General features: G+C 45.6%; 18 protein-coding genes. 12 read left to right on the top strand and 6 right to left on the bottom strand.

The genetic code is table 11. The annotated features are described in order from the left end of the window. Nucleotides 1–205: 205 nt before the first annotated feature. On the bottom strand, nt 206–1,027 hold the full coding sequence (locus HW988_RS13965; protein ID WP_181604833.1) for a trypsin-like serine protease: 822 nt from the start codon (nt 1,025–1,027) through the stop codon (nt 206–208). A gap of 262 nt (nt 1,028–1,289) precedes the next feature. Here HW988_RS13965 and HW988_RS13960 point away from each other — a divergent pair, with 262 nt between their 5' ends. Continuing rightward, nucleotides 1,290–2,003, top strand: a complete 714-nt coding sequence (locus HW988_RS13960) for a hypothetical protein (protein WP_220128747.1) — start codon at nt 1,290–1,292, stop codon at nt 2,001–2,003. A gap of 32 nt (nt 2,004–2,035) precedes the next feature. On the opposite strand, the gene HW988_RS13955 is transcribed toward HW988_RS13960, so the two are convergent. Then, nucleotides 2,036–2,929 (bottom strand): alpha/beta fold hydrolase, encoded by an 894-nt coding sequence (locus HW988_RS13955; protein ID WP_181604831.1) that lies wholly within the window; start codon nt 2,927–2,929, stop codon nt 2,036–2,038. A 151-nt stretch (nt 2,930–3,080) separates the two neighbouring features. Continuing rightward, nucleotides 3,081–4,370, bottom strand: a complete 1,290-nt coding sequence (locus HW988_RS13950) for a hypothetical protein (RefSeq protein WP_181604830.1) — start codon at nt 4,368–4,370, stop codon at nt 3,081–3,083. Nucleotides 4,371–4,603: 233 nt separating this feature from the next. On the opposite strand from HW988_RS13950, the gene HW988_RS13945 reads away from it, so the two are divergent. From HW988_RS13945 to HW988_RS13920, 6 genes are all read left to right on the top strand, one after another. Beyond that, nucleotides 4,604–6,406 carry a 30S ribosomal protein S1 gene (locus HW988_RS13945; RefSeq protein WP_181604829.1) on the top strand — a complete coding sequence of 601 codons (1,803 nt, stop codon included), beginning with the start codon at nt 4,604–4,606 and terminating at the stop codon, nt 6,404–6,406. Nucleotides 6,407–6,525: 119 nt separating this feature from the next. Further along, nucleotides 6,526–7,521 (top strand): signal peptide peptidase SppA, encoded by a 996-nt coding sequence (sppA, locus tag HW988_RS13940; protein ID WP_255490026.1) that lies wholly within the window; start codon nt 6,526–6,528, stop codon nt 7,519–7,521. Nucleotides 7,522–7,524: 3 nt separating this feature from the next. Continuing rightward, nucleotides 7,525–8,142 carry an HIT domain-containing protein gene (locus tag HW988_RS13935; RefSeq protein WP_255490025.1) on the top strand — a complete coding sequence of 206 codons (618 nt, stop codon included), beginning with the start codon at nt 7,525–7,527 and terminating at the stop codon, nt 8,140–8,142. After that, nucleotides 8,139–8,888: a rhomboid family intramembrane serine protease gene (locus tag HW988_RS13930; protein WP_181604828.1), complete on the top strand. Its 750-nt coding sequence runs from the start codon at nt 8,139–8,141 to the stop codon at nt 8,886–8,888. Before HW988_RS13935 ends, HW988_RS13930 begins: the two co-directional genes overlap by 4 nt. A 178-nt stretch (nt 8,889–9,066) precedes the next feature. Then, a complete protein-coding gene (locus tag HW988_RS13925) occupies nt 9,067–9,255 on the top strand; it encodes a hypothetical protein (protein WP_142701115.1) in 189 nt (62 codons plus the stop codon). 224 nt (nt 9,256–9,479) lie between these two features. Further along, nucleotides 9,480–10,154, top strand: coding sequence for a hypothetical protein (locus HW988_RS13920; protein WP_181604827.1), 675 nt, complete (start codon nt 9,480–9,482; stop codon nt 10,152–10,154). 51 nt (nt 10,155–10,205) lie between these two features. Here HW988_RS13920 and HW988_RS13915 read toward each other — a convergent pair whose 3' ends face one another. Then, nucleotides 10,206–11,141 carry a hypothetical protein gene (locus HW988_RS13915; protein ID WP_181604826.1) on the bottom strand — a complete coding sequence of 312 codons (936 nt, stop codon included), beginning with the start codon at nt 11,139–11,141 and terminating at the stop codon, nt 10,206–10,208. Between the two features lie 16 nt (nt 11,142–11,157). After that, complete coding sequence (locus HW988_RS13910; protein WP_246845668.1) at nt 11,158–12,120, bottom strand: murein L,D-transpeptidase family protein; 963 nt, start codon at nt 12,118–12,120, stop codon at nt 11,158–11,160. A 208-nt stretch (nt 12,121–12,328) separates the two neighbouring features. Here HW988_RS13910 and fliL point away from each other — a divergent pair, with 208 nt between their 5' ends. The 3 genes from fliL (at nt 12,329) to HW988_RS13895 (ending at nt 15,873) form a co-directional block, all read left to right on the top strand. After that, nucleotides 12,329–12,838, top strand: a complete 510-nt coding sequence (fliL, locus tag HW988_RS13905) for a flagellar basal body-associated protein FliL (RefSeq protein ID WP_181604825.1) — start codon at nt 12,329–12,331, stop codon at nt 12,836–12,838. A gap of 199 nt (nt 12,839–13,037) precedes the next feature. Then, complete coding sequence (locus HW988_RS13900; RefSeq protein ID WP_181604824.1) at nt 13,038–14,450, top strand: pitrilysin family protein; 1,413 nt, start codon at nt 13,038–13,040, stop codon at nt 14,448–14,450. Then, nucleotides 14,443–15,873 (top strand): pitrilysin family protein, encoded by a 1,431-nt coding sequence (locus HW988_RS13895; RefSeq protein ID WP_181604823.1) that lies wholly within the window; start codon nt 14,443–14,445, stop codon nt 15,871–15,873. Before HW988_RS13900 ends, HW988_RS13895 begins: the two co-directional genes overlap by 8 nt. 80 nt (nt 15,874–15,953) lie before the next feature. Here the strand turns inward: HW988_RS13895 and HW988_RS13890 are convergent, their stop codons facing one another. Further along, nucleotides 15,954–16,673: an LPXTG cell wall anchor domain-containing protein gene (locus tag HW988_RS13890; RefSeq protein ID WP_142701108.1), complete on the bottom strand. Its 720-nt coding sequence runs from the start codon at nt 16,671–16,673 to the stop codon at nt 15,954–15,956. Nucleotides 16,674–16,752: 79 nt separating this feature from the next. Here HW988_RS13890 and HW988_RS13885 point away from each other — a divergent pair, with 79 nt between their 5' ends. Together HW988_RS13885 and HW988_RS13880 are read left to right on the top strand one after the other, a co-directional pair. Next, nucleotides 16,753–17,652: a LysR family transcriptional regulator gene (locus tag HW988_RS13885; RefSeq protein WP_142701107.1), complete on the top strand. Its 900-nt coding sequence runs from the start codon at nt 16,753–16,755 to the stop codon at nt 17,650–17,652. A 75-nt stretch (nt 17,653–17,727) separates the two neighbouring features. Next, nucleotides 17,728–19,563, top strand: coding sequence for a methyl-accepting chemotaxis protein (locus tag HW988_RS13880; RefSeq protein ID WP_255490024.1), 1,836 nt, complete (start codon nt 17,728–17,730; stop codon nt 19,561–19,563). The last annotated feature ends 19 nt before the right edge of the window (nt 19,564–19,582 follow it).

The raw sequence follows: 19,582 nt of genomic DNA, 5'->3' as shown, positions 1-19,582 counted from the left end.
TTGTAAAGCTTAGTGATTTCCATAACCAAGAGGTAGTGCAAGGACCAGGCACAGTTGGCATTGTGAAACTTCCAAGTGTTTTCACAAAGTTAACCCGCAATGACCTCATCCCATTTGTTAACCATTTTGGAGGAATCGGAGGATTGTCACCGGGGTGTCAACTTAGTGAGCACCCACGGTTTTTCTCAAATTGAGACAGACAGATTTACTTAAGAGTTGGCAGAGTCTTCTCAATCCAAGGAAGGACTGACTTGGACAGCATGCCTACCGCCTTACCGTGGCAGATATTGGATTCATAGCGATTAGACACATAGGAAGTCACGCCAATGACCTGCTTTTCACCATTCACTTCTACAAAGATAGGTCCACCAGAATCGCCTTGGCAAAGGCCGCCTTCGCTCTGTTCAATCGTCACACGGTCCGATGACACCGTGATGTCGTTTTTGAAGCTTTTTGTTTTTGAGCGAAGAATCATCGAATCGCTTTTTGTTTCGGAAGTTTTTCCGAATCCTACCAAAGTCACATCATCAGAGCTCAGCTCGGCACCAGCATACAGCTCACTGATTTCATAGTCAGAAGGAATTTTTGATTTCAGGCGTACCAAACCCACATCGTTGTAAAAGCCTGAATACGACTCCACGAAAGAGTGATCATACTCAAATGAACTTGCAACGATGCTGTCTCTGGAAGCTCTAAAGCCTGAGGAGCAGTTCATATCATTTGCGAAAATCGCAGCCATACGCACATTGCCTTTTACACAATGAGCCGCTGTCAATATTACGTCTTCTGTGATGGGTGTGCCCGTACAGACAGAGCTTTCTTCCTCGCCTTTTTCGTTATAGCGAGATCCGATCAACATGACGACTTGCTTAGAAAGGGGATCAGATTTTGCGGTGACAGAACCACCCACAACGCCGGGCAAACACTGGCCCTCAAGTTTATCACGGGCTTCATTTGAAATAGTGCAGCCACTAAGAATTGCCAATCCAACAAAAAGACTTACGGAAGAGATAATTGTTTTTTTCATGGAATGAGCACTAAGCAATACGCGGGCCTTGTGTAAAACAATACCTTCAAGATGAGACGATTCAGAGGACTCAAATATGACTAGAGCTCAAACACCGGAGGAATTTAATTCAATCTGGTGACTCCAGAATGATGGTCTGTGAATTGCTATATTTGCTCGTATGATCAGAAGCTGGATTTTAAAACGATTCCTATGGGCAAAGGTTGTCGACGCCGTATTCACGTGCAGAGCGATAATCGGCTATGCTGTGCTCTTTGGGTTAATGGCTTCAGTCAGCCAGGCAGGTCCCCAGGATTCTTCTAATTATATCGCCATCAAAGGTGGCCTGGTTGATATCGCAGATGGCGCCTATATCGAAGGGTCGCAACGTCAGGGCGGAATCCAGCCTGACTATAAAGTCGACTTAGAAAGTGCACCTTTAAAACAAATCATGGAAAAGGCTGCTAGCCTTCGTGAAATGAATTTGGAATATTGGGATCGCGTGGGCATGGTGGTGGAAATCATTCGCGGCGAAGTCTTCTCCTATACCGACTATAAAAATCCATACTATCGCAGACTTTTAAAAAAATACCGTTTGGCTAACGAAGACATTCCATTGAGTGAGTACGCAGTGTGCCGCGCCGGAGTTTGCCGGGAGCACGCTTTGATTTTGCATTTCGCGCTAAAAGCTGCAGGTATTCAAAATGATTTCGCCTATGTGAGTGCCGCCCGGGTGCACGCCTTTCATCAGTACGTCGAAGACCACGCGGTGACGGTTGTAAAACTGAACGGGGTCGAGTGGGTTGTTGATGCTTATAATGAATTGTTCAACGGCTATCGTTTGAAAGACTTGATGAAGATGGGTGGTCCTGATGCCAGTGCAGAGCGTGCGCCCATTGCACAAGAAATTTCCGCCGTTCGCTTTATCCGAAAAATTCATGACTTCCCGGTTGTCTATAATCCCAAAGCGGGTCTTTGTAAGTCAGTATTCAAATAAAAAGGCCATCCTGTCACAATGGCCCCTTAACTCTAATGATGCTGCGAGCTGATTTGATCACTTAAGCGGCCTTTGTTTCGGCCCGCAGTGATCTCAGTTTCCGCATCAAAAAACTCTAATAGATCGGCATTGAATTTTTCCGCATGGGTTTGTGGCAGACCATGGGGAGCACCTTCATAGACTTTAAGTTCCGCATTCGGTATGAACTTTACGGCCTCAATGCTGGAGGCAATAATCGGAACGATCTGATCATCGCTCCCGTGAATCAGCAAAGTAGGGATGTCCATTCTTTTTAAATCTTCGGTGAAATCTGTTTCGGAAAATTGCTCGATGCAATCATACTCCGCCTTGATTCCGCCCATCATCCCCTGCAGCCAAAAGGAATCACAGGTGCCATCCACCGTTTTGTGCATCATGCGATTGAAGCCATAGAATTTTTTTGAAAGATCTATGAAAAACTGCGAGCGGTTGTCAGTCACCCCTTTGCGAATATCATCAAAGACTTCAATTGGAAGTCCCTCGGGATTCTGCGCCGTTTTTAACATCAGGGGAGGAACAGCGCCGACAAGAACAGCCTTTGCCACACGAGTGGAGCCGTGACGGCCGATATAGCGCGCCACCTCGCCTCCACCGGTGGAGTGACCCACCAGAATCAGGTTCTGCAAATCCAAATGATCGATAAGCTCTGCTAAGTCATCGGCATATTGATCCATATTATTGCCATCAAAGGTCTGCGAAGATCGTCCATGTCCGCGACGATCATGGGCAATAACCCGGTAGCCTTCGTTTAGAAAGGCAAGCATTTGCCCATCCCAGGCGTCGGCGGTTAAAGGCCAACCGTGAGAGAAAAGGACCGGTTGCCCCTTGCCCCAATCTTTATAGAAAATTTTTGTGCCATCGGAAACAGTGAAGAAAGAAGAGCTCATGGAATATCCTTTCCCTAAGAGAACTGTTGTGAGTCACACCTCAATTTAACAGCCGGGATGGACAAGATCATGAAATAGGCGCCTGCCTGAGAAAATGCAGACGTCGATGATGTGCTATTACAATGTCGATTTTGGAAAAGAAGTCATTCGTCTAGAAGCGCTCAGCAAGTAACAACGCTTTGGCGGCCACAGCGGTGGTATAGGCTGAGGATCTCCAAACAACCGGATAACGAGCTACAAAAGTCGCTGCAAAATAAACCTCACCCGGCCAGTACACAAAGCCGTGGCTGTCCCGTGTGCTCATGCCGGACAAAAAGTCAGCCCCATCGCGAATCGCTTCTCGGTGTCGTGGATTTTCGGGATCACCCAATTGCGCCAAAGCACTTAACGCCCAGGCGGTGGATTGAATACGATCAGGGCGACTCATATATTTGTTTTTCCAGCCCCCGTTGCGTTTTTGTTTTTTTAAAAGAAACGCAATCAGGTTGTCGCGCGAAGGTTCCAGGCAACTTCCGCCCTGGTGAATGATTTCCGCCATGGTATAGGGCAGAACATAGCGACTGGGATAATACATCCCGCAGTAAAAGAAATCTTTTTTGATCGCCATGCGGTTTAAGTGATTACAAGCCGCTTTATATCCCGGTCCGTCGGTACGTTTCGCCAGGGTCAGCATTTTTAAAACATTCGCATTCACCACGCAGTCCACATCGTTGCGATTGAACGGCACGCGAGTGCCATTATTCGGTCGAGCAAAAAGATTGCGCGGCATTTTGGGATCCATGTCATCCCAAAGCCAGGTTAAAAAGGCCCCGGTATTTTTCTGTCCCTGGCCCGCATTGTAAATATGCGGTTTGCGATTCAGATCCCGTGCCGAAGAAAAAGCCTCCATGACTGAATCCGGTAAGGGTTGATAACTGTGCTGACCCTGATGAATTTTATGAAGGTACTGCAAAGTGGAGTACGAAATTGAAGTCGTATCCGCATCCGGCGGAATATTTGCGAATCCCTTAAAGCGGGGAGCGAGATACATATAGCGCGGTTGGCGAACTTTCACTCCGCGGTAGGTTGTTGGCGGATAAAAATTAAAAAGCTGATCCCAATAATAATTTGAAAATCCCGCCACAGTTCTTTCAATCATGGGAGGGATGGATTGATATTCGGGAGCGAGAAAATAAATCTCCGCTAAAACATTGGCGACAGAGGCCGCGACAAAGGCGGTGGGTTCCTCATAAGGGTGATTAAATTTTCCAACGCCCACGTTCGAGGGCAGGTAAGAAGTCACTCGGGCCACCCATTGACCCGGGTCGTAACCCTCCTCCCCCGTGGTTTGATAGTGCTCAATAAACCGCAGGGCCGATGATATTTGGGTTCGGTATTGGGGTCCTGCGAAACAATACGTTCCCGCCAGTGAAACTAACAAAAGAATATAAATCGCTCTCACCGGGCCTCCCAAGCTCTCAAATCAAATATGTTCGAGTTAGGAGGGGAAATCACGGGGTACGAACGGCCCTCTGTTAGCTTACAATTGTCACCACTTTGAAAAGGCTAACGAACCGCGCAAAACCTTTGACTTCCGACCCCTTAGCTCGCTAAACCATTGTTTCGCCAAAGAGCGAAGAAAGGTACGGGTAAGGTCCTCGAGGCTTTACTACGTGGAGGTATTTAAAAAACGATATGACAAAACAACTTAACAAGGCCGAACTTGAAAAACAGAAAGTGCTAGCTTTCTTGGATGCAGAAGATTCTAAAGTCGCTGCTAATCCTGGCATCTATGGTGCAAAAAAGTCTGACAAAGGCGAATTCGATTCTCTATTCGAAGCGTCCATGAAAGAGCAAGATTTCAAAGTTGGCGACGTTGTTACTGGTACAGTAGTAGAAGTTCAATCTGACTACGTTCTAGTGGACATCAACTACAAGTCTGAAGGTTTGATTGCTATCAATGAATTCCGTATTGTTGACGGCGTTCGTGAAGTAAAAGCTGGAGACAAAGTAGAAGTTCTTATCGACCGTATCGAAAACGAAAACGGTATGATCGTTCTTTCTAAAGATAAAGCAGACATGCTACGTGCATGGACTGATATCTCTAAAGCAGCAGAAAACGAAGAAGTTATCGAAGGTACTGTTGTTGCTAAAGTTAAAGGCGGCTTGAGCGTTGATATCGGCGTTAAAGCATTCTTGCCTGGATCTCAAATCGATCTACGTCCGGTTCGCAACATGGACGTTTACTTGGGCAAAAAGTTCAAATTCAAAGTTATCAAATTCAACAAAAAGCGTGGCAACATCGTTCTTTCTCGCCGTGCGCTTCTTGAAGAAGAACGCGACAGCTTGCGTTCACAAACTCTTGACACTATGGCAGAAGGTTCTGTTGTTACTGGTATCGTTAAAAATATCACTGACTACGGTGCGTTCATCGACCTTGGTGGCATGGACGGTTTGTTGCACATCACAGACATGTCATGGGGCCGTGTAAAACACCCTTCTGAAATGTTGAATGTTGGCGACGAAATCCAAGTTAAAGTTCTTAAGTACGACAAAGAAAAAGAACGCGTATCTTTGGGCATGAAACAGTTGCACAACGATCCTTGGGAAACTGTTAAAGCTTCTTACCCAGCAGGCACTAAGCTTAAAGGTAAAGTTGTTTCTTTGGCAGAATACGGTGCATTCATTGAACTTGGCGAAGGCATTGAAGGCCTAATCCACGTTTCTGAAATGTCTTGGACTAAACGTGTAAAACACCCTTCTCAAATCGTTAACGTTGGTGACGAAGTAGAAGTAGTAGTTCTTGAAGTTGACACTGAAAACCGCCGCATTTCTTTGGGCATGAAACAGCTTCAACAAAATCCTTGGATTGAACTTAAAGAGTCTTACGCTCCAGGTACAATCATCGAAGGCGAAGTTAAATCTGTTACTGACTTCGGTATCTTCATCGGCATCGAAGAAGGTATTGACGGCCTAGTTCACATCTCTGACTTCTCTTGGACTAAACGTGTAAATCACCCAAGCGAAATGTTCGCTAAAGGTGCTAAAGTACGCGCCGTTGTTCTAGGTGTAGACATCGAAAACGAAAGATTCTCTTTGGGTATCAAACAACTTGAATCTGATCCTTGGGCTAACATCGAGAACAAATACGCTATCGGTACACAACACGACGTTAAAGTAACTAAAACAGCTGATTTTGGTGCTTTCGTTGAGCTTGAGTCTGATATCGAAGGTTTGATCCATATTTCTGAACTTACAACAGACAAAATCAACTCTGTTGAAGACTTCATTAAGCCAGGTCAATCTGTAAAAGCTGAAGTTATCTCTATCGACAAAGACGCTCGTAAGATCGGTTTGTCTGCTAAACTAGTTAAACTTCGTGAGTCAAAAGCTGACGTTGATGACTATGTTAAGAAAGCAACAGCGACTTCTAAATCAACTTTCGGTGACTTGTTCGCTGACCAGTTGAAAAACATGAAGACTGACGGCAAGCAGTAGTCACATTACTCCGACGCAAGTTGGAGTGTTGTCCAGACGCTTGGCGTAATTGACTGAAATGTCGAAAAAGGGGAGCCTACCAAGGTTCCCCTTTTTTTATTTCAGCAGGAGTCAGCAGCGTGGCGCAGAAGTCCGGTTTCTTCAAAAAACTCATCATCATTATTTTGGTTTTCATCGGTATCGGTGCGGTCCTGAAAGCGGGCTCCGGCATGTTCGGTGAGCAGGAAAAAAAACTGACGGCTAAAAACACGATCCTGCAACTTGAAATGAATGGCGTGATCCTGAACGGCAAACGCTTCCTGAAAAATCTAAAAAAATATTCTGACGACAATCGCGTAAAAGCGATCGTGATCAACATCAACTCTCCAGGCGGCTCTGTTGGTCCTTCTCAAGAGATCTATCACCACATCAAACAAGTTCGTGAAGAACTTAAAAAGCCCGTGGTTTGTGTGACAACGGGAGTGATGGCTTCCGGTGCTTACTACTCAGCTGTGGCCTGTGACAAAATCGTGGTGGCTCCAGGGGCACTGGTGGGTTCTATCGGTGTGATCATGGAGTTCGCGAATCTTGAAAAGCTTTATGATTGGGCGAAAGTTTCCCGTTACTCTATCACGTCTGGAAAATTTAAAGATTCAGGTGCCGAGTACCGCGGGATGCGCGCGGATGAAAAAGAGCTTTTCCAAAACATGATTAACGAAGTCTATGCCCAGTTCAAAGGAACGGTGGCGAAAGAGCGTAAGCTGAAAGACGAAGTGGTATCTGAGTATGCTGACGGCCGTGTGTTCACAGGTGCCTTCGCCGTGAAAACGGGTTTTGCCGATCAAGAAGGTTTCTTGGATGATGCTATCAAGCTTGCAGCGGACATGGCGAAACTTGGTAAAGACTATGATGTCTTTGAGGTTCCTAAAAAGAAAATGAGCATCTTTGATTTCGGCGACAAAGAATCTGAAGACGATATGAATTCTTTGGGTGACTATGCAGACCTTCTAAAAGGTAAAGCTGCGGTTGCTGCTGGCATCACTCCAGGCGTGAACGTTGAGGGTGCGGTAAAGTATCTGCTTCGTGCAAAATACTTGAACCAACCTTTGTACATGATGCCAGGCTACTGGGAGTAGTTGATGGCAAAAAAGAAAGCGTTAAAGAAATCTTCACCTAAAAAAGCGGCACCTAAGAAATCGGTTCAGAAGAAAATTTCCTCCTCGGCCGAAAAAGCTGCGATCTGTATTAACCAAAATGTTTGGCCGATGGAAAGAGATGTTCTTTTCCGTCCAGATCGTATGAAGTACGTGCGTAAGCTGATTAAACCTGAGGGTTGCGTTTTCTGTAATGCCGCGAAACACGAAGCTTCATTCGATACCTTGTGTGTCTACAAATCAAAACACTCAATGGTTGTTCTTAATAAGTTTCCTTACAACAGTGGTCATGTTCTGGTTTTGCCTCTTCGGCACTGCGGTGACCTGTTAAAGCTCAGTGATGCTGAATACACGGACGTCCAAAACACGATTCGTCACACGATGGCCGCGATCAACTCGATTTATGAACCCGGTGGCATTAACCTGGGACTTAATCACGGGGCGGTAGCAGGTGCGGGGATTCCCGAGCATCTTCACTATCATATGATTCCGCGCTGGGCAGGGGATCTTAATTTCTTTCCTTTAATTGCTGAGACCAAGGTCTTGGTTGAAAGTCTCGAGCAGACCTATGAGAAGTTTTTGGAGTATTTTAAAAAGATATGAATAGAGGCGTAAGTTTTCAAACAGCTCCCATGACTCCCGCGGTGAAGTGGTTGCTGATCATCAATGTGGCGATTTGGTTTCTTCTGCAAGTAATGGTGGAGGGATTCGCTAAAATTCCTATCACGCCTTATTTGGCGCTTTACCCAGGTAAAGTGCTTTTCAATTTCGAGATTTGGCAGCTCTTCACTTATATGTTCGTGCACTCTTTGCAAGTGACGCACATTCTGTTCAACATGCTGATGCTTTGGTTTTTTGGAGCCGAGCTGGAACAGCGTTGGGGCACGAAGTTCTTCCTGACTTATTATTTCGCTTCAGGCATCGGTGCCGCGATTCTTTATTGCGTGGGTGTTTGGGGTTGGGCTTTGGCGACAGGTTCTGAAACGGGTTTGATCGTTCCAGTGGTTGGCGCTTCGGGTGCGATCTTTGGTCTTTTGCTGGCTCAAGGGATCATCTTTGGTGAACGCATCGTATACTTCTTTATGCTCTTCCCCATGAAGAACAAATGGTTCGTAGCCTTGATGGGCTTGGTTCAGTTTGCCTCCATGATGACGTCTGGCGTCACTGGCGGAGAAGTGGCATACTTGGCCCATTTGGGCGGTATCGTGGCTGGCTTCGTTACTCTTCAAATTAAAGCCTGGTTCATTCGTCAAGACTTCAAAAAGAAGGCTAAAAACAAGGGGCGAAACCTCCGCTTGGTCGTTGATAACGAGAAGAAGTCCGACAAACCACCCAAATACTGGAATTAGACCCGGTGAAAAAGGCCCAACTGCTGCGTTGTCGGGCCTTTTTGACCATTCCTGGAGTTCCCGGAAGAAGACCTTCTAGATTTTACGTCTTCGTTCGGTTCAGGAAGCTGGGGCTGGACAAACTTCCTTGGTTTCGATATAAAATTTGGGCATTTATAAATTTCTAAAGGAGCACGCGATGTCTTTGGCTGAAGCTAACAAAAATCTTAAATGGGATACTAGAATGACTGAAGCTAAGGTTAACTCTGGTGAGCTTAAAAAGGATGAATTGCAAAAGCACCTTGAGCAACTTCCTGATCTTGCTCACAACGTTGAGAAATTCACTATCGACGGTAAATCTTCAACTTCAAACGAAGAATCTCACTAAGATTTTTTCGACAAGTTTGAATCTGAAAAGCAGCCCCAAGAGGCTGCTTTTTTTATTTCTTTTTTGACCGACCAATCCGTAGACACGCGGATAAATACTTCCTGTTGCAGTCAGAGCAACAGTTTAAAGCAAAATAGAGCCACTTCGGCCCTGATCTGATTGGCACAAAATGTGATAAAGCCTCCCTCAGCATGATAATTTTCAATTCATTAAAGGATGTGCTTATGAAATTACTTTCGGTATTAGTCATGGGTTGTTTGCTTTCAGTTGCGGCCGTAGCTGCTCCCGGAGATCGTATCGCGGAAAAAGCAGATCGTATTGCGATGGAGCTTCGTTACCGTGGTCACGAGTTGTCTCAATCTCAAAGAGAACAAATCAACAAGAGCTTGGATTCTATCCGTCGTGTTTTGGACGGCGATCTTGAAGGCCCAGGTGGTGGTGGCGACTCTCGCTATACGTGCGTATCTCGTGATAACGATGGCCGTGCTCCGTACTCATTGGCCATCCGTGAAGGCATCAACGTGACTCGTTTGCAAATCACATACGACACTTTGCCAAGCTGTGAACAAGCGATGAATTTAATCCGTTATATCGGTTACAAAGGCTTGATCTGTACTTCTCGTGACAACGACGGCAGAGAGCCGACATTGCTTGCACTGTTGAATGGTGGTCAAGCGGCGCGTATTTCAAAAACAGTTATGAACAAAGCAGACTGCCTGGAGACTCTTAGAACTCTAAGACCTGATCGCAATAACAATATCGTCATGTGCGTATCCAGAGATGCAGACGGACGTAACCCGTATGTTGCTTTGAACTTGAATATGAACAACGGCTCTGTGCAAACCGGCACCGAGACTTTCAATAATATTGCTGATTGCAAAAAGTTTATCGGCCAATAGGGCCGTAAGATATATCTGCCGAAGCAGCCTCTCTCAGGGGCTGCTTTTTTTTCAAATACCGTAATATTCAAAAACTCTTAAAGCGATCTGGAATTCCGCATCTAAATCTAAGGGATCTGCAGCAAGATTAAATACGCCTTCTTTGGAAGGCTTGTGAATTTTTGCAAGTTTCTTTTGTGCTTCCTGCCAGTAACGTTCCTGCCACTGTGGATTGGTCACGCGAGTGAACAGCTCATTGATTTCCAAGCTGCGTTCTGTGGCATCCTTGTTCATTTTCTTTTGACCTGGAAATACATAGTCGACCACTTTGACGATGTCCTCGGGGTTGACCAGTTCAAGCGTGCAGTAAGTTGCACCCACCATCGCCAGCAAATACTTGCGATATGTTGCAAGGTCTTTGGTGTGGTAAGAGTGCTCTCCACCAGAGCGATAAATCACTTTCAGATCTTCGTAAATCGGAGAAAGCTTTTTGCCCAGTTCGTCACCCAAAGCCAGATCTAAAACGACCACTAAACTTTCCGCAAAATTCAAATAGCGGCGAAATCCTGTGGCATCTTTCGGTGCCGGTGGCAGCAGGCGCCACAGCACGCGGTGGTTTTGTTCATGATACAGGGAGATTTCATTAAAGCGGCCCAAGGCTTCCAATTCCTTGTCAGGATCTGCGAGTTCTTGAGAATGATCTCGGAACCACAAAAGCTCGGACCAGGATGGGGAGTATTGAATCACATCAGCAAACAAGTCTTGAGCGCTCAGGGAGCGCATCGTTGAACAGACCTTGGCTTCGAATGCTCCACCCAATTCCAAATACATTTCGCGACTTGCGCGATACAAGGCGCTTGAGTGCAATAGCTGCGCATCTAAGGGATATTCTTCCAAGGTGATCTTTTGAAATTTTTTGGAAGTCGGCAGATTTGAAAGCAGTTTTAAGTCTGCAAGAAAGTCTTGGACGTGCGAAGTCGCAACGGCAGAGGGCGATTTTTTCGTCATTTATCGCCCCTTAAGATTACTGAGTTTGCTGGATGTTGCCAGCTTGAGCTGTCATGGAGTTCTCGCGAGCGATCGCAGAAGTCACCGCTTTAGAATTAAACGGTGCCCATTCTTCACGGATGATTTTATAAGTGTCGCCTGATTTCACCGCATAGATCGTTTTCACACCGTAGTCGATGTGCTTGTCAGATTCATAGCGTTGCAGCGTTTTCACCAACAATTGCTCGTTGTGAGCAACGATATAAGGTTGGGAAAGGTGAACTTTGATGAATTCGTACTGTTTTTTCAAGTTCGATTTGTGAGCTTTCCAGGATGTGAAGTTAAAACCGGGAGCTTTAAAGTCAGCATCATAGTAGCTCATATACTTATCGATATCTTGAGCTTCCCAAGATTGTCTCCAACCTTCGATGAAGCTGTTCAAAGCCACACGGCGCTTTTCGTGCTCGTCTTTTTGAACATAGCTAACATGGTCGAAAATCAAGATCGGTGTTTCGTTCAATTTAACGTAGTCCGCAAGTTTTTTGATAACTTCGTTACGAACAACCACACAACCACGAGAACCGCGAGTCAATGGCACAGTGTCGGGGATCGCATGAAGCCAGATGCCAGAACCTGTTTTGTTTTCGCGCTTATCGAAAAGATTTGGATAGTTCGTCGTGAATGCCAAGCCACCATAAAGGTTGAATGGAATTTCTGGTTGAGTCAGGCGCTTTTCCAGGAAGTAGATACCTTCTGGAGTTCTGGCGTCGTCACGCTTAGTTTTGTTACCACCGTTTTTACCGATGTCAGCCGGGAACTCTTCTACTTTTTTGATTTGTTCGCCATTGCGTTCGAAAACAGACAATTTGCGTTTTTCTTTGTCGACCAAGAAAACGAATTTAGAGAAAGCCTCTGTCTCTGAGATCTGTAGCAGCGGAGCTGGCAGCAAATCGGTCGCCTCAAGTTGAGACGGTGCAGATGATACAGATTCCGCCTTCACAGGCAAACACGATAATAATATTAGGGATCCCGAGAGCAAAATTCTCATAATCTATTATTTCGGAAGATTGGTGATTTTTGTCAAGCCTCAGAATGAAATTGTCTAAACGTTAGACGAAATATCGGAAATCCCTTAAGAAAATTTGAAGTCTCCACTGTTAAGACCTAGGACTGTTACACCGATAGCTTTAAGGAAGTGAGAGGTTTACATGGCAGAGAGTCAACAGGGACAAGCTCCAGCAAAACCCAAGAACACAGGTATGATTCTGCAAATCCTGTTTGCGGTGATCAATTTGGCAGTGATGGGTGGCGGCGCTTATATGGTATTTGCCTCGACTATAGGGTGGGAAAGCCCTGTTATCAGCGAGGAATCTGCTCAACGGGAATTGGCGTCTACTGGGGAAACTGAATTGGCCCCAATGGTGTTCACGATGGACAAATTCACCGTGAATTTGGAAGGCGAACCAAAAAGAACGATCCGTCTGGAAGTGAATCTTCAGATGTTGGGCAAAGATGGTTTCGAAGAGGTCATGGAGCCGGAAAATCGCGCCAAGGCGCGTGATAAAATCGTTCGTATTCTGAATGAAGAGGGCTTTAATGACCTCGAAAGTATCCAAGGCAAGTTGTTCCTTAAAGACAAGATCGCCATGGAAGTAAATGGCATCCTTCATAAGGGTGTCGTGAAGGACGTGTTCTTTTCTGACTTTGTCGTTCAATAATCTGCCGCCGCAAATCTTTAAAAAAGGCTCTGAGGATCGGGGCCTTTTTTATTGTGTCCTACCACAAAGGCCTGGCACGCCAAAACCTTGGCGAAGGTCGGTGCTGTCTTAAGTCTTAAAGCACTGCAAATTGTTGTCATCCCGCTGTGACCAGCCCAAACTTAAATCGATAGAAATTACTCCAAGGAAAGAAGCAGTTATGAAACGGATTTCAACTTTGCTCCTGGCAGGGGCCTGTATTTTTACGAGCTCTGCACATGCCGTCGATCCCACTCCAATTCAACCCGCAAAACCAGAAGTCATTGGCGCCATCAAAGGATGGACAGGCAATGAAGGTTTGAAGCTTAGTCTGCCGGTCACAAAGTTCCAGTTGAAAAATGGCCTGACCGTGTTGTTGGTGGAGGATCATTCCGTTCCGATGGTGAGCTATCACACCTGGTACCGCGTGGGTTCTCGTGATGAAACTCCGGGTGTGACGGGGGCCGCCCACATGCTTGAGCATATGATGTTCAAAGGTGCCAAGAAATACGACGGTAAAGCTTTCGATCGTATTTTCCATGAAAACGGAATTTCTAATAATGCCTTTACGACAAATGATTACACGGGCTTTTATCAAAACCTTCCCAGCGATAAATTGGAGCTGGTGATGGATATGGAAGTCGATCGCATGAGCGCATTGGCTTTGAAACCGGAAGATCTAAAAAGCGAAAAAGAAGTCGTTAAAGAAGAACGTCGCTGGCGCGTAGACAACAACCCTATGGGTGTGGTGCGTGAAACAATGATGGGCACGGTATTCAAAACCAATGCTTATCACTGGCCGGTGATTGGTTATATGAAAGACATCGAAAAATACGACAGCGAAAAACTGCGTTTCTTCTATAACACATACTATGTGCCAAACAACGCCATCCTGGTATTGGTCGGTGACTTCGACACTCCTAAAGTGAAATCTTTGATCGAAAAATACTATGGTGCTTTAGAGTACCGTCCGCTTCCTCGCCGCGAATATCCTAAGGAAAGAACACAGACGGTTCAACAAAACGCTGTGGTTCGTAAGGATGTGCAAAACAGTTCCTTTATCGTCGCTTTCCAAAGCCCCGCGCAAGGGGAGCCTGATATGTATGCGCTGGATTTAGCTGCAAATATTTTGGGGAATGGGACATCGTCGCGTTTATACAAACGCTTAGTTTATCAAAAACAAGTGGCAACATCCACTTACGCATTTAATTACGCCATGAAAGAAGCTGGAGTTTACGCAACGGGTGTGATGATGAAGCCAGGAGTGGATTACAAAGAATCCTTGGACATCATTTACAACGAACTTTGGAAAATCAGAAATACCAAAGTGTCGGACCTGGAATTGCAAAAAGCCAAAACTCAGGTGATCAAAGAGTTGGTGGACAGTTTGAAAACCATGGATGGAAAAGCTCGTGCTTTGGCCGTGAATGAAATCGTAACTGGCAGTTACGACAATCTATTTAAAGACATGGAAAAATATCAGGCTGTGACTGCGGATGATATCAAACGAGTCAGCGAAAAATACACGAACCAAACTCAACGCTCCATCATCGTTCTAGAGCCGAAAGAGAAAAAAGGTGCCGCAAATGAATAAACTTGCTCAAACCCTGACGTTGCCAATCGTTTGTGTGGCTTTGGCTTCCTGTGCTGGTAAGAAATCAAAAACCGGTGGTTCTGAACAATCGACTGCCGGGTATTCTGCACCTCGCAGTGCTGGAACTTTTAAACTGATGCCGTTTAAAGAAGTGGTTCTGGAAAACGGACTTAAAATCATTTATGTTCGTGACAACAGTCTGCCGCGCTTAAGTTTGACGGTTTTATTCAAGACCGGAAATATGCAAGAACCGAAAGATCTGGCGGGCCTAAATGCCATGACAGCTTATCTTTTGGAACAAGGCACGCAGACTCGTGATGCAATGAAGATCGCCGACGAGTTCGGCCAAATGGGTACGTCCTTGGATGTCAGCCCCGGTTATGACGTGACGACAGTTTATGCGGATGCCTTGACCAGCAATTCAACTCAGCTTTTGCAGTTGTTTTCTGATGTCTTAATGAATCCTGCATTTAAAGATATCGAAATCAATCGCCTGCGTTCCCAAATTCTGGCCAGCCTGCAAAAAAAGGTCGACAATCCATCTGCCTTTGCTGACGAGCAAATGGATAAATTCCTTTATGGCGATCATCCTTATGGTCGCGACACCAGTGGTACGACAGAAGGTTTGCGCGCTCTTCGTAAGCAAGACATCATCAAGCACTACCTGACTTTCTATCGTCCCAACAATGCGACTATGGCTGTGGTGGGGCAGTTTGATGATGAATTTGAAAAACAACTTCAAGAAGCTATGGGCAAATGGACAAAACGCACGACTCCGGAAATAGCGGCGTCGCCAGCTCCAGCTATCGACGAGTTGAAAGTGAAACTGATCGTTAAGAAAGGTTTGCAGCAAACGCAAATTCGCGTTTCGCAAGTAGGGATCGAACGCAAAGATAATGACTTTATCCCTTTGCGTATGGCTAATGAAACTTTGGGTGGAAGCTTTGGCAGCCGCTTGAATCAAAAAGTGCGTGATGACCTGGGCCTGACTTATTCGATTTATTCCGGCTTTGATGCCAGAAAAGATCGCGGAAGTTTTGATATCTCCACATTTACAAAGAATGAAACTGCTGCCAAAGCCTTGGATGAGACATTGAAAGTGGTGAAAGAATACGTTGAAGGCGGAGCCACAGAACAGGAAACAGTGGCCGCGCGTAACCAGTTGGTGGGGCAGTTCCCAAGAGCCATCGAAACATCGGATCGCCTGGCTTATAACCTTTTAGTCTTGGATTACTACAATATTTCTTATGACTATCTGACGGATTATATTTCCAATGTGAACAAACTTAAGCAGAAGGACACGAATGCCGCGATGAAACGCCACGTGGATCCGACTAAGTTCAAAGTGATTGTTTACGGAAATGAATCGATCATTCCACAGTTTAAGGCCTACAAGCCTGAAATCGTAAGAATGGCGAAATAACAATTCACCAAACAAATGAAATAAAAAAAAGCCCACTCCGAAGAGTGGGCTTTTTCTTTTTGTTGTTTCAAAGTTTAGAGCTATTTGCGTTTATTTTTCTTAGAGCGGATAAAGATCACTGCTCCCAAAACTGCCAAAGCTAAGGCACCCAGTAACATCAACATCTTGTTACTTTTACCGCCAGTGCTTTGTTCTTGGTACATATCACCAGGCATACCTTGGCCAGATCCGTAACCGAAAGTTTCGCTGCCGGGGCGTACTTGGCTTGGGTTGTTTCCATTCCCCAATGTCGGAGACGCGATCACTTGTAAGCTTTGGATGGCTTTAAAGAAGTCTTGGCTGTACTTCGTGTAATATTGTTTGTGAGCCGAGAACGTTACCAGAATCGCGATTTTGTTTTTGATCGTTGCCACATAACGAGTGAAGTAGTTTGGAACTTCGGAATTCATGTGCAGGGAATCAACCCACATCTGGCTGTTGATGTTTTCTTGCTTACTTTTATAGACGACTTTTGAAACCGTTCCGCCACCGCCCTTAAAGGTTACAGCAATCGGGGAGTCCAAATGTGCTTGATAAAGTGGGTAACTGTCAGTGGGTCCCACCTCTTTCGCTGTCAAAATGATAATGGCTTCTTTGGATTCTTTGGTTTGTTCACTTCGGCAAACCCATTCCGTTTGTTCCAGGTTGCACTTCCACGTATCAGGAAGTTCAAAAGAGACATAAGCATTGCGGAAGACTTTTGCATTGGCGCTAAAACTGAGTAGAATAATGGCCAGCGGTGCTAACGAGCGAAACTTCATTCTGAAACCTCCAGATGCAGACGTTTGTAAGTATAATAACAAAATCCGCTGGGATCAAAGCGCAAAGGAGAAAATTGTCGTGAAGAACCTGTATCAGCTAACAACCTTTGTGACTGTGATCAGCGAGGGCAGCATGACTGCCGCGGCCGACAAACTTTATCTTACTCAACCTGCAGTCAGTCAGCAGATTCGTAACCTGGAGGAAGATCTAGGTTGTGAGCTATTGGTACGAGGGGTTCGTCAAATCAAAGCCACTCCGCAAGGGGAGGTTCTGTATGACTATGCTAAAAAGATCATTCATTTGACCCAACAGGCAGAGGTGGCGATCAAGTCCATCGGCAATCAAATGAAAGGACAATTGCGCATTGGAACCTTGAATTCGATTGGTTTGCATTTGATGAGTCCTATTGTCGGGCGGTTGATGCGTCATAACCCCGATTTGTCTTTGAAGATTGATTACGAATCCGGGGAAGATCTGATTAAGAATTTTAAAAAGTCTTTATACGACGTAATCATCCTTCCAGATACCAAAACGGAATTCGCTGAAGAGTTGGACGGCGTCGAACAAAAGTTCCTGGTCAAAGAGGAAATGTGGCTTGTTGGCTCCAACAAAGACGAAAAAATGCCCCAGCAAATCACATCGAAAGATTTGGGTGAGTTCCCGGTCGTGGATTTCACTCAAGAATTCCCACGCTTTAACAGAATGTTGAAAGAAAAGATGGAGTCTTCCAAAGCCCATGCAATCTTTGAATCCGCTAACGTGGGAACATTGAAGCGGGTGATCGAGGCAGGGCTGGGATGGGGCTTCTTGCCCGCTCACTCGATTAAAAAGCAGGTTCGTTCGGGTCGTTTGAATCGTGTGTACGTGAAAGATCTCGCCTATGAAATGGACCTGATGTTCTATTATAAAAAGAACTCCAGCAACAAGCCATTGGTCGAGGTTTTCTACTCCACTTTAGCGGGACAGGAGAAAGCCTAGACCCCATAGCCCTCTATAATTAATCGCATTTTTCCGAAAAGAAGGAAGATTCTAATCTTTCCGGAAGGTGCCAGTTTGAAGAAAAATCATTCTATTCAACTTAAAATGTCCGTGCCGATCATCGCCATCGCAATTCTGGTTTTTACTGCGATGAACTATTTGGTCGCGCAAAACAGTCTTGGCACGGCTGAGCGCCAGGCAGTTGATAAATCGACAGCGATTGCTAAAGCCTATGCCAACGAAATGCGGGTCGGAGTCGAGCAGGGCTTGGGTATCGCACGAACTCTTGCGCAACATTTGCAAGCGGCTAAAAAATTTAATCATACTGAACGGGGTCCTTTGGAGCACTCTTTCCGTAACATCCTGGAATCCAACAAGGGGTTGATTGGTGTTTGGACAGCATGGGAGCCAAACGCATGGGACGGCAAAGATGCGAGCTTCGTGAACAGCGAAGGTTCAGATAAAACCGGCCGCTTTATTCCTTATCTAAGTTACACTAATGGCAAAGCGACATTGGGGCCATTGGTTGATTATGAAAAAGCCGGTGCTGGGGATTATTATTTGGTTCCCAAGGCTCGTGGTAAAGAAACGATGGTCGAACCGTATTTGTATCCAATTGATGGTGTACAAGTGTTGATGACCTCGGCGGTGGTACCAATATTCATCGACGGTAAAGTTGCCGGTGTTGCAGGTGTGGATTTGCCGCTGAAAGACCTGCAGCGTGATGCTGTTAAAATTAAACCCTTCGAAACTTCATCCGCTTACTTACTTACAACCAGCGGTAACTTCGTGGCTCATCCTGATGAAAAGATGTTAACGAAGGCCTCTAATTTTGCGGTGGCTCCAGAAAAATTCAAAGCTGCTTTTGCCAAAGGCGAAAGCTTGGTTGTGACAGGTTTTGATCCAGATTTGAATGAAGACTGCTTGTACGTGGTTTCACCAATGACGATGGGGGCTACAGAAGCTCCGTGGTCTTTGGTAATTCGTACCCCGCTAAAAACGGTGATGGCGGATGCGCGCGCGATGATCTGGAATCAAGTGATGATCGCCGTGGCGGGAACTTTGATCTTGTTGGTCGCGGTTCTATTAATTGCTCGTTATATTTCTAAAGCAGTCAGTGGTATCACAGATCGTCTTTCAAAAACCGGTGATCATGTGACGGAAGCTATTGAGCAATTGTCATTGGCAGGACAAGGTCTTTCCCAGTCCGCAAGTGAATCTGCTGCCTCGTTAGAAGAAACAGTGGCCGCCTTGGAAGAAATGAGTTCCATGGTGCGAATGAATTCAGATAACGCGAAACAAGCCGCCCAGCTTTCGGCACAGTCCTCTGAATCGGCGGGGCGCGGAGAAGTGGAAATGAGCTCCTTGATGCAATCAATGGATGACATTTCAAAATCCTCGAAGGAGATCGAAGAAATTATCAACGTTATTGATGATATCGCTTTCCAAACAAATTTGCTGGCATTGAACGCCGCCGTGGAGGCCGCTCGTGCGGGTGAGCAGGGGAAAGGTTTCGCGGTGGTTGCTGAGGCCGTTCGAGCTTTGGCGCAAAGATCTGCTGTAGCCGCTAAAGACATCAACACGTTGATTAAATCCAACGTTTCAAAAATTCAAAATGGAACGCAACAGGCGCATCGCTCTGGTGAAGTTCTAAAGGGTATCGTGACGTCGGTTAAAAAAGTATCGGATCTGAATATGGAAATTTCCACAGCCAGTGAAGAGCAGGCGACGGGGATTCAACAGATTTCCAAAGCGATGAATCAATTAGATGCCTCGGTGCAGTCGAATGCGGCTTCATCTGAGGAGATCGCGGGTACTTCGACAGACATCAGCAACCAGGCTAATATTATGAAAGGTGCTACGGACGAGATGAATGTCTTTGTTCATGGTGATCATAAGAAAGCAGCTTAAGTCGCGAAAATGGAAAATT

It is taken from the genome of Bdellovibrio sp. KM01 (assembly GCF_013752535.1).
GTDB lineage: Bacteria > Bdellovibrionota > Bdellovibrionia > Bdellovibrionales > Bdellovibrionaceae > Bdellovibrio.
This window is presented reverse-complemented; position numbering and strand designations above follow the sequence as displayed.